The 11,301-nt window shown below is 56.6% G+C and carries 10 protein-coding genes; 1 reads left to right on the forward strand and 9 read right to left on the reverse strand.

What is annotated here, in order from left to right; translation table 11 throughout:
* Positions 1-119 precede the first annotated feature (119 nt).
* The gene (locus tag ACIRQ6_RS09680) at positions 120-1,394 is read left to right on the forward strand and encodes a mannitol dehydrogenase family protein (protein ID WP_420860381.1); all 1,275 of its coding nucleotides are present in this window, start codon (positions 120-122) and stop codon (positions 1,392-1,394) included.
* Here the strand turns inward: ACIRQ6_RS09680 and ACIRQ6_RS09685 are convergent.
* From ACIRQ6_RS09685 to ACIRQ6_RS09725, 9 genes are all read right to left on the reverse strand, one after another.
* Positions 1,375-2,271, reverse strand: a complete 897-nt coding sequence (locus ACIRQ6_RS09685; protein ID WP_420860382.1) for a sugar kinase — start codon at positions 2,269-2,271, stop codon at positions 1,375-1,377. The genes ACIRQ6_RS09680 and ACIRQ6_RS09685 overlap by 20 nt on opposite strands.
* Positions 2,268-3,161 carry a DMT family transporter gene (locus ACIRQ6_RS09690; RefSeq protein WP_420860383.1) on the reverse strand — a complete coding sequence of 298 codons (894 nt, stop codon included), beginning with the start codon at positions 3,159-3,161 and terminating at the stop codon, positions 2,268-2,270. Before ACIRQ6_RS09690 ends, ACIRQ6_RS09685 begins: the two co-directional genes overlap by 4 nt.
* Positions 3,162-3,170: 9 nt before the next feature.
* The gene (locus ACIRQ6_RS09695) at positions 3,171-4,052 is read right to left on the reverse strand and encodes an NAD(P)-dependent oxidoreductase (protein WP_420860384.1); all 882 of its coding nucleotides are present in this window, start codon (positions 4,050-4,052) and stop codon (positions 3,171-3,173) included.
* A gap of 234 nt (positions 4,053-4,286) precedes the next feature.
* Positions 4,287-5,792, reverse strand: coding sequence for a UxaA family hydrolase (locus tag ACIRQ6_RS09700; RefSeq protein ID WP_420860385.1), 1,506 nt, complete (start codon positions 5,790-5,792; stop codon positions 4,287-4,289).
* Between the two features lie 9 nt (positions 5,793-5,801).
* Positions 5,802-6,728 carry a phytanoyl-CoA dioxygenase family protein gene (locus ACIRQ6_RS09705; RefSeq protein WP_420860386.1) on the reverse strand — a complete coding sequence of 309 codons (927 nt, stop codon included), beginning with the start codon at positions 6,726-6,728 and terminating at the stop codon, positions 5,802-5,804.
* The gene (locus tag ACIRQ6_RS09710) at positions 6,728-8,356 is read right to left on the reverse strand and encodes a TRAP transporter large permease (RefSeq protein WP_420860387.1); all 1,629 of its coding nucleotides are present in this window, start codon (positions 8,354-8,356) and stop codon (positions 6,728-6,730) included. The genes ACIRQ6_RS09705 and ACIRQ6_RS09710 overlap by 1 nt, the downstream gene beginning before the upstream one ends.
* Positions 8,357-8,359: 3 nt before the next feature.
* A complete protein-coding gene (locus ACIRQ6_RS09715) occupies positions 8,360-9,190 on the reverse strand; it encodes a TRAP transporter small permease subunit (protein ID WP_420860388.1) in 831 nt (276 codons plus the stop codon).
* A 156-nt stretch (positions 9,191-9,346) separates the two neighbouring features.
* Entirely contained in the window at positions 9,347-10,321 is a 975-nt protein-coding gene (denD, locus tag ACIRQ6_RS09720) for a D-erythronate dehydrogenase (protein ID WP_420860389.1), read from the reverse strand.
* Positions 10,322-10,324: 3 nt separating this feature from the next.
* Complete coding sequence (locus ACIRQ6_RS09725; RefSeq protein WP_420860390.1) at positions 10,325-11,248, reverse strand: NAD(P)-dependent oxidoreductase; 924 nt, start codon at positions 11,246-11,248, stop codon at positions 10,325-10,327.
* Positions 11,249-11,301 lie beyond the last annotated feature (53 nt).

Here is an 11,301-nt window from a genome sequence, read left to right on the forward strand (position 1 = left end):
AAACCTCAAAGGTGGTCATCTCCATTTTTGGGTATGACCCTCGATTTTTCGAAAAAAACCTTAATTTTCCGCAGCTAAGCCGCTATGCAAAGAGGCTCACACGGAAAGATTGCACGCCTATGCCCAAAATCCTGCACTTTGGCCTTGGAAATTTTCACCGCGCTCATCAGGCCGTCTACACCCAGCTGTGCAACGAGCAAACACCACAGGACCCGTGGCGCATTATCGGTGTGTCTTTGCGCAGCGCCAAAATGCGGGATCAATTGGCCCCGCAGGACTTTGACTACACCCTTGTGATCCGCGATGGAATAACCACGCAGCTTCAAACCGTGTCCGTGCACGACGACTGTCTTGTGGCCCCGCACGATACCCCACGCATCATTGATCAGATCGCTGATCCAGAGGTTGCGATTATCACCCTGACCATAACTGAAAAAGGCTATCACTTGGCACCTGAGGGTGGTTTGGACACAGGGGACGCCGCGATCATTGAGGACCAACAGGGTGCGGCCAAAACGATCTACGGTTTGCTGTCCAAAGGCCTGACCAAGCGGGACAACGCAGCGCCATTGACCATTCTGAGTTGCGATAACCTTAGCGATAATGGCGGGACCTTGGCCCGGGCGTTTGCACAATTTGCCCCGCATCTGGCTCGGCGCATTGGCACTCATTTGCGCTTTGCCTCGTCCATGGTGGATCGCATTACGCCTGCAACCACGGACAAGCTGGCGCAGTTTGTTGCAGACCAAGGCGGCCTTGCAGCGGCCCCAGTGGAAACCGAGCGGTTCACGCAATGGGCGATCGAGGATAATTTTGCAGGCCCCCGTCCCGATTGGGCAGCGGTTGGTGCACAGATTGTGCCCGATGTTGTGCCCTTTGAAATCCGCAAACTGCGCATGCTCAACGGGGCCCACAGCTATTTGGCATATGCGGGCATTTTGGCAGGGCACAGATATGTGCATCAGGCGATCGAAGATCAGACGTTACGCCAAGGCGCACAGGATTTGATGCGCGAAGCCGCTGAAACCTTGCCACCAGACACACGCGGCGACGCGCATATTTATGCAGCCGAGCTGATTGCGCGGTTCGAAAATCCGCATTTGCATCACGAGCTGCGCCAAATTGCTATGGATGGATCAAAGAAGCTGCCACCGCGCCTGTTTTCTACGTGGACGGCGCGCAAAATGCAGGGGCTTGGCTCGCCTGCGGTCGAGGCCGCGTGCAAAGCTTGGGTGGATTTTGTACGGGGTGAACTAGAGGCCGGGCGCGCGCTGGATGATCCATTGTTTTTCGCGGCGCACCAGACCTTTCGCAATTCATCAGCGGACTTGGACCACGTTTTGCTGACCAAAATCGCCGCGCCGAAAACTCTGATCAGGCGTCTTTTGGCATAATCGCTCCGGGATAGCCGATCACATCAGCAGCCAATTCATGCCCTGCCATCAAGGATGCAGCCGCACCCTTGCCTGCCAGATAGGCCGCCAAAAATCCTGCGTTAAAGCTGTCCCCAGCCGCAGTGGTGTCGATCACTTTCTGCGCGGCGGGGTAGTCTTGTTCGATTTGCGCAGGTGACAAATCTAAGGGGCCAGTCGGACCACATTTCAAAGCGCCCTGAGTGATCCCAAACCCCTTGAGCCGAGCACTCACCGCCCCCCTATCCACGTCACCAAAGACCGCCATTTCGTCATCAACGCTGGGCAAAGCAATGTCAGTGATCCGCCAGAACGCTTCGATATAGGTTTGGGCCGTGCTATGATCCTCCCACAGCTTTGGTCGGAAATTACTGTCAAAGGCCACACGCCCACCTGTGCGGCGATAGGCCTGCAGCGCCTCCAGCAAGGCATCACGGACCGATTTGGGCAGGATCGCCAGTGTGATGGCGGACAAATACACAACCGAAAATCCGCTCAAGTCAGCAAAATCAGGCGTCGGCGCGCCAAAAGTCTCGCGCGCCGCAGAGGTATCGCGCCAATAGGAAAAGCTACGCTCGCCCGTGTCATCTGTGGCGATACTATAAAGGCCAACAGACCGCGTTTGGCTGATCCCCACCAGATCCGTCTGCACGCCTTGATCCGCCATATAGGCCAGCAAATTTGACGACAGGTCATCCGCCCCGACGCGGCTGAGGTAGGCCACATGCCAGTCGGGTTGTTTGCGCGCCAGATAGATCGCTGTGTTCAACGTATCCCCTGCAAAGCCGATCCGCGCCGTGTCGCCCGCACGGCTGAGCGCCACTTCGACCATGGCCTCACCAATACATGCAATTTTCATGTGGTTTTTCCCTTTTCACGGACCCAGATAATCAGCCCCGAGCATATGATGATCCCTGCCCCCAATACCGTGTAGACATCCGGCACATGGCTGAACACCAGATAACTGGCAATCGTCAGGTAGATCATGAACGAATAGGTATAGGGCATCAGGGTGTTGGCTGTGGCAAACCCATGGGCGCGTGTCAGCAATTCGTGTCCTGCCCAGCCCCAAACACCCAGTGCAATCATCAACACCCAATCTAAAGCGGTCGCAGGCGACTGCCACGTCCAGATCGCAAAGGGCAACAGCACCAATGTGCCCAAAGCGCCCATGTAAAACTGCATCGTGGTGGCTGAGACTATGCCAGACAGTTTACGTGTGATGATCGAATAAAGTGCTAGGGATAAGGCGTTGTAAACGGGCAATAATGTCACCCAAGTGAAGGTCTCGCCAAAGGGGCGGATCACCACCAAGACGCCTGCAAAGCCCAGCAAAATTGCGAACCAACGCCACGGCCCAACCCGTTCGCCCAGCAGCGGCACCGCAAAGGCACACACAAGGATCGGGGCGGAGAACATGATCGCTGAGGTCAGGGTCAGCGGCAAGGTTTTGAGCGCGATGAAGTTCAAACAGGTGGCCGACACCAGCAAGAACGCCCGAAACCCAACCCATGCAAAATGATCGGTGCGAAAGCGTTCGATGTTAAAGCCGCCCCGCCCCACGTCTGCCAAGGAAATCACGAAATGACCCACATAGCGCATAAAGGCCAATTGCATCGCCGGTAGACCTGCCAAAACCAGCCATTTCACGGACGTATCCACAAAGGAAAACAGCAACCAAGCCGCCAGCATCATACCAATCCCTAACTGGGCGCGGTCTTGACGCAGGGCGGCTTGTAGGCCGGACATTTAGGCGCTCTAGCTCTTGAACCGGTCGGCGTAGAAATCCACCATCTGGCTGACCATGTCGTCGCCGCGGCCTTCGTCGCGCGCGGTTGTCAGGGCCTCTAGCGTGGATTTGGACATCAGGCTTTCAACGCCTGCATCTTTCGTCATTTGGGAATAATAGCCCACATCCTTAGCGGCGTTCTTGATCGCAAATTCCAGCTTGGTCGGGTCGCCTTCCATGGCGTAGGCCCCAACGAAATCCATCATGCCAGACCGCAAGGGGCCTGCTGCAATCACATCGTACATGGCTTTGCGGTCGATGCCGGCCACATCTGCTACGGCAAAAGCCTCAGCGATGGCATTGGCTACGGTCATACCGAAAAAGTTGTTCATTAACTTGATCGTATGGCCCGACCCTAAGGCGCCGAGGTGAAAGACGTTCTCGCCTAGATCGTCCAGAACCGGCTTGACCTTGTCGAATGCGGCCTTGTCCCCTGCAGCCATGATGTTGAGCAAACCATCTACCGCATGGGCTGGCGTGCGGCCCAAAGGCGCGTCTAGATATGTGCCACCAGCCGCCTCAGTCGCCTCGCCCATTTTACGGGTAGAGGCTGGCAATGACGTGCCGAAATCCACAACAACCGCCCCTTCGCGCAAACCGGCCAAAATGCCATCGTCGCCCAACATGCGGCCCTCAACACTGTCTGAGGTGTCCATGCACAACATCACCACATCGCTGGCGGCGGCCACTTCGCGAGCACTGCCCACTTCGACAGCGCCGCGCGCCACGGCGGCATCCACCCGAGGACGCGAGCGGTTGGCCATAACGGTGAGGCTATGTCCCTGGTCTTGCAAGCGCCCGACCATGGCCGCGCCCATCAGGCCGAGGCCAATAAATCCGATATTGCTCATGTGGTGTCCCTTTCTATCGTCCCAAATTCAGCGCCTTAGGCGACTTTTGTATCTCGTATATGGTGAAAATGCGCGAAGGCAAAGGGTCTGGTATACTAGTTTGCCACTTTTGTTCAGAACACCGATAGATATTCACCCCAAACAGCCCAATTTGACCTTTGGGATTTGTCCAAACCCGACGCGGTTGCTGCGTCTTGATCGCTTCTACACAGATGGATTGTCCCGCCTTAACCATCACATAACCGCGCCGATTTGCCATGGAACAAACTCGTAATCGCCCAGACCCTGCGCTTCGGATTTTGTCATCTGGCCCGAGGCCACATCGAGCAGCATTTGATAGATCTCGCGACCTTTGGTTTCCAGACTGACCCCGTCGCTGAGTATATCGCCTGCATTGACGTCCATATCGTCACTCATGCGGGTGTACATAGTTGTATTTGTTGCAACTTTTATTGTGGGTGCAGGTTTCGATCCAAAGGCACTGCCCCGCCCTGTAGTGAACACGACCAGATTGCAGCCGCCTGCGATTTGCCCTGTGACACTAGCCGGATCGTAGCCAGGGCTGTCCATAAAGGTGAAGCCCTTGGCGCGGACCTCTTCGGCGTATTTGTAAACACCTGTGAGGGGCGTGGTCCCCCCTTTGGCCGCAGCCCCCAGTGATTTCTCAAGTATCGTGGTCAGCCCACCGGCCTTGTTGCCGGGGCTTGGGTTGTTGTCCATGGATCCTTTGTTGCGGGCTGTATAATCCTCCCACCAGCGGATCAGGCCCACGAGCCGATCGCCCGTGGCTTGGTCTACTGCGCGGCGGGTTAGCAGGTGTTCGGCGCCGTAAATCTCGGGCGTTTCAGCCAGCACGCCAGTGCCGCCTTGGGCTGTCAGCAAATCGCAGGCATTGCCCAAAGCGGGGTTTGCAGTGATGCCCGACCACGCATCCGATCCGCCGCATTGCAGGGCCACAGTCAATTCCGAGGCGGGGCACGGCGTGCGTTGCGCGCGGTTCGCGATGGGCAGCATGGCGCGGACTTTGGCCACACCCATGTCGATCGTTTTTTGCAGGCCTGCTACATTTTGGATGTTCATAGTCTGGAATGTGTCGGACTGTTTCAGCCCATAAGCCTCGAGCAACCAATCGATCTGGTTCATCTCGCAACCAAGGCCCACCATCAGCACACCGGCGTGGTTGGGGTGCTTGGCATAGCCCCACATCACGCGTTGCAGGGCCTCAAACCCGTCGCCGTCGCCCGCCATACCGCAGCCTGTGCCGTGCACAAAGGCCACAACACCGTCGACGTTGGGATATTCGGCCAATTCATCCGGGCCAAAGCTGTCCGCGATGCGCCGCGCGGCTGTGGCCGAGCAATTCACAGAAGTCACAATGGCAATATAGTTGCGGGTGCCCACGCGGCCGTTTTCACGGCGGTACCCCATAAAGGTATCGGGAGTTTTGGCAGGCTCTACCGGACGCATATCCGTTGAAAATTCATAGGCCGCATCTGTGTTGCGGAATTCCACGTTATGGGTGTGGACATGATCGCCCGCAAAGATCGCCTCGGACGCATAGCCAATGACTTGGGCATATTTGCGGATCGCCTCGCCGTTGGTCATATCTTGCGCTGCAATCTTGTGACCAGAGGGGATCAGGGCGAGGGTTTTGAACGCCTCAACGGGTGTCCCGACCTCCAGCGCACGGGTCGCCGTGACCACGCTATCATCTGGATCAAGACGAATGAAATCAGCCATAACAGTCCTTTAGGCACAAAACGGGGCGTCAGAGGTCCACCGATGGATATTGGTATGGGGTCGCTGGGCCAGCTGGGCGCGCGTGTCTTCCCACATGGATTTCCACGCCCGCCAGTCGTGCATCTCCAAGGTTGGATTGGCCCGCGATTGGGCCACAAATTCAGGAAAATGGCTGCGCCCTGTGGGCTGGCCAGTCCGATTGTACCGCAGATCAAAGGACCAACGGATGCCGTCGCTTGTGTTGGGCAGGCTCGCATGGGGCACCATGGGATCAAACACGACACAGCCGCCCGCCGGGACAGGCAACGGTGTGGCAGCGGCCTCATCAATGAAACCATCCGCGATAGAGGTTTGAACCTGTGGGCAATGGGGCAGCATTTCGCGACCTTCCGCCATGGGGGCGACCTGCAAACATCCGTTTTCAACTGTGGCTTCGGTGATTGCCAGCCATACCGTAACCATGTCCGTCTCATCTGCCTCGGCCAAAGCCACGGCGCGATCTTGATGCCATGCTGTACCGCCCACATGGGGTCGGATCTCGCCTGCAGCGAGATGTGTCACAGGTGGTTTAATGCGGACATGCTGGATCGGGTTGCTGGTGATCTCGGGGCCGATCAATTGCTCGACCATGGCCAAAATGCGCGGACTGCGCACCATATCAAACACCGCAGGGCCAAAATGCATGGGCGTATCGGCCATGATCTGGTCGCCGGGCAGTGAGATATCCATGGGCTGAAACCAGTCGTGGCCTGCCCTATAGGCGTTGATCAATTGCTCTTCAAAGTTGCCGCCCGCAATGCCCCATCCGGTGCAAAGCTGATCCAGCAGTGCTGCATATTCCGCCCGCACCGCGTCCAATATCGCAGGCTCCAGAACGTTAGGAACGACCAGATAACCTTGGGTGCGAAACTGGGCGAGTTGGGCCGGGCTCAGCATCAGTCAAGCAAGACCTCGATGATCGGTGGCCAGATGATCATCACCGATAGCGCCAGCAATTGGATGCCGATAAAGGGCAAGAAGCCTTTGAAGATGTCTGTCAGGCTGATGTGCGCGGGTGCCACGGATTTAAGATAGAACGCAGCTGGCCCAAAGGGCGGCGACAGGAAGCTGACTTGCATGTTCATGCAAAACAGCACCCCAAACCAGACCGAGACATACTTAGGGTTCAATTCACCGATCAAACCGATCTCTTCGATTGGCAGGCGCAGGATGATGGGCAGGAACACGGGGATGATCAACAACACGATGCCAACCCAATCCATAAACGCGCCCATGAACAACAAGATCAACATCATGGTCAGCAGGATGCCCATCGTTGGCAGATCCGACCCAATGATCAGATTGGCCACGTAAGTGGGGCCGCCTGCCAAAGTATACGCACCGGCCAAAGCGGCGGCACCAATCGTGACCCAGATGATTGTGCCCGTGGATTTCAGCGTCCGCATCAAGCTGTCCCAGAGCAGATCCCAACTGGCCTCGCCTTTGAAGATCGCAATCACAAGAACCGCGATGGCCCCCATACCAGCGGCCTCGGTGATGCCTGTGATGCCCCCGTAGATTGAGCCCAGAACAACCCCGATCACGACGATGGGCGGCACAAGGCCCTTGCCCAGATCCCAACCGGTTTTCGTCCGTTCGCGTCCAAAAGCGAAGAAAGCCAAGGCTAAAGCGATGACCACGATCGCCCCAAACCACGGCACATAGTCCGGTGTGCCCCAGAAAATAGGATCTTCGCCTTCCATGGGTGCGTTTTGCCCTGTGACCGTGAAAAAGAGCGCGCGCAAAAACAGCACAGCCCCAAAGCCTATGACAAGCACATTGAGGAAAGCGGCAAAAAGGCCAGCCTTTTCTTTACCCAGTGGCTCACCCTCAACAGGATCGGGCAATGGCGCATGGTCAGGGTTCAACTGTGTGCGGATAACGATGTAGATGATGATCATCGAGGCCAGCATGAAACCGGGGACAAAGGCGGCTGTGAACAGTGCCTTGATCGAGGTCTCGGTGATAAGCCCATAGATAATCAGTACAATCGATGGTGGGATCATGGTGCCTAGGCTGCCGGATGCACAAATCGTCCCAATCGCAAGGTTCTGATTGTACCCAAGCCGCAGCATTTGCGGCAGGGCAATCAGGCCCAGCAGAACCACTTCACCGCCGATAATGCCCGACATCGCAGCCATGATCACAGCCATGATCGAGGTTACGATCGCGATGCCACCACGGGTACGGTTCAACCAAACGTTCAGGGACGAATACATATCCTTGGCAATGCCCGAACGTTCCAGCAAGGCCGCCATAAAGATAAACAGCGGGATCGAAATCAGAACATAATCCGTCAAAAGTCCGTAGATCTTTTGACTGAGAATGTTGAGCGGCCCTGCCCCGGGTCTGCCGGTCAAAATGCCGTCCCCAAAGGACATAGGGTTGAGCAAAAGTTGTGGCTCGAACTTCATAACCATAACCAAAACGGCCAGTACCGCCGAGGCAAAGCCAAGAGGCATACCAATGGCCAGCAGCACCAGCAAGGCCAGCATCAAGACCAGCGAGATTGTTCCAATATCCATGGCTTATTCGCCCCCTACTGCACGCTTGAGGCGTTCGATTTCTTCTTCGTCAATGTCATCCGCGGCGCTGTGCGTTTCAGGTTCAGCGTTCCAGTCGGAGATCAGGTTGATCACGGCTTGGGCTGCCACCAAAACGATCACGATCAGGATCATCGGTTTCAGCGTCGCGGGAATGGGCGGATCAAAGGCCGTGCCAAACGTTTCCCAGCGGTTAAACTTGGTGATTGCCTCGCCGTAAGCGCCATAGACCATAGCCGCAGCAAAGAGCACGATCAGCGCGGTCGAGATGCAATCAAACAGCTTTTGCATCCAGCGCGGCACAACGTCATAGAGCAGGAAAATACGGATGTGACTGCGCTGCTGCATGGCGTAAAGGCCAGCAGTCAGGAACACGAAACCAGCGATCCATAGGGACAGCTCATTGGCCCAAAGCGTCGGTTTTTCAAACACATAGCGCATGATTACTTCGTACATCATCACGGATGTGAGCAGCACGATCATCATCATTGTGACGCGCCCCAGAAAAATCGACAAACGGTCCCAAGGACGCGTGGCCTCAAATTCCATGCCAGCCCGGCGCACAGTGGCGACACCCCAGATCAAAAACACAGGGATCAACGCCAGCGCGATGTAATCCCAAACATCCGCAATGCCTCCAAACAATGACAACCCGTTGGGTGTGATGTCATTTCGGGCAAAGACCCCTGCCAAGTTGTCCTGATGACCGCCCCAATCCAAGATGAATGACGGCATTTGCCACACAACCCAGCCTGTCACAAAGACAAAGGCCATCGGCACGAGCCATTCAATCAGGGTTCCTGATTTCTGGTCCATATTTCCCTCCCTAGGCAGCGGTTTTTTACCGCTTTTGTCCTCCTCAGCTTTGTCCGCGCGTGCGGTCCTCCCAAAGCCAAGGATTCCGGTTATGGCTCACCTAAACATATGATGTTTCAAAAAGGGAGTCCCTTTCCGGCCAGAACGTCGCTTGAATTAACCTTTGGGCAAATCATCGTCCATATAGACGTGAATGATGCTGTCAAAATCAGGCTCCGATTGGAATCCCAAGGCAATCGCCCGTTGCGGATCAAAGTTGCGCGGCCAGCCGTCTACAATTTTGGCAATGGCCGCATCCGCCTGCGGTTTGATCAAATCGACCGGGCCTTGCCCGGCAATAGACCGCAGTGCCTCGATTTGTTCGGCGACGGTGCAACTGACCCCGGGAAGGTTCAGCGCGCGGCGTCCTTGCAGCAGATCCGTGTCCAGTCCAGCCGCATGTGTCAGAAACCCAACGGCGCTGCGCGGGCTGGCATGCCAATGGCGCACCGTGTCAGGCACAGGCAGGATCGCCTCCATCCCATTGAGCGGTTCACGAATGATCCCAGAGAAAAAGCTGGAGGCGGCCAAATTGGCCTTACCGGGGCGTACGCAAATCGTGGGCAGGCGCAAGGACAGGCCATCGACAAACCCCTTGCGGCTGAAATCGGAGATCATCGCCTCACAAATCGCCTTTTGCGCCCCATAAGACGTCTGCGGCGCCGTCAGGAATTCATCGCCAATTTTGTCCGGATAAGGTCCACCGAAAACAGCAATCGACGACGTAAACACGATGCGCGGCACATAGGCCCCACCGGTCGCCTCATGTTGGGCCCGCAAGCCCTCTAACAGGCGCCACGTGGGATGCATGTTCACATTCCACCCCAGATCGAAATCCGTTTCGGCCTGCCCCGAAACGATGCTGGCCAGATGAAAAATCACATCAAACCGTTCTTGCGCCAACGCCTCTACCACGCCCGCATCGGCAACACTGCCCAGTCGCATATTGGCCTTGGCCCCATTGGGCGGAAACGCGATGTCGTGCAGCGTGATCGACAGGTCCGCGTCCCCGTTCAGGCCGTGCGCCACCAAATGGTGCGCCAGTTTTTGGCCCACCATGCCACCGCCGCCAAGGATCAAAACTTTGGTCATGGGTTACTCCAATCCGTTGCGTGCTTTGAGTTCAAGGTAGAGGCCCGAATGATCCTGATCCGCGCCATTCATGTTCTCGCTGAAATGCGCGAACCGGTCGCGGATATGTTTGGACACCGGCAATTCCAGATCAAGGCTGGCGGCCTCGGCCAACAGATTGTCCAAATCCTTGACCTGAAACTTGGTCAATCCGCCGGGCACGAAATCACCCTCGGACATGCGGCGTCCGTGTTGTTGCAAAATCGTACTGTCGGCAAATCCGCCGTTCAGGGCCGCCCGCACCGCTGCGGGATCCGCCCCACCCTGTTCGACCAGCAACATCGCCTCGGCCACGGCCCCGATTGTCACTGCCACGATGGCTTGGTTGGCCAATTTAGACAGCTGGCCTGCACCACTAGGGCCCACATGGACGGGCCGTCCCATGGCGCCAAAGACGGGCGTGGCTTGGTCAAACACAGTAGCCTTGCCACCAACCATTATGGCAAGGCTGGCACCCTCTGCCCCTTTGGTGCCACCGGACACAGGCGCGTCCAGATGACCAAAGCCGAGGCTGGCCAAATGTGCCGCATGATCGCGCGCCTCTTCGGGTTTGATCGACGACATATCCAACCAGACAGCCCCAGCGTTCATGACGTCCGTGATCGCAGGGTCTTTGATCAATCCGCCCACAGCCACGCCGTCGCTGAGCATGGTGATGATAAAGTCAGCGCCGCGCACCACATCCACAGGGGTATCGCAGACCACTGCACCGTCGGTTTCCAGCGCACGCGCCTTGTCCAAGGACCGGTTCCATACCTGAACACCGTGACCTGCTGCCAGCAGGTTTCGGGTCATTGGGGCCCCCATTAATCCGGTTCCGATCAAAGCAATTTGTGGTTTCGACACTGTGCCAGCCTCCCCTCGAGCAATTTTTGTTATCGTTAACATCGGGTCTGGCATTTGCAATTGCTTTCCACTAGGACTTGGCCAATTCTTGTTAA

Origin of the sequence: Algirhabdus cladophorae (genome assembly GCF_044772865.1) — a bacterium.
Classification (GTDB): domain Bacteria; phylum Pseudomonadota; class Alphaproteobacteria; order Rhodobacterales; family Rhodobacteraceae; genus Algirhabdus; species Algirhabdus cladophorae.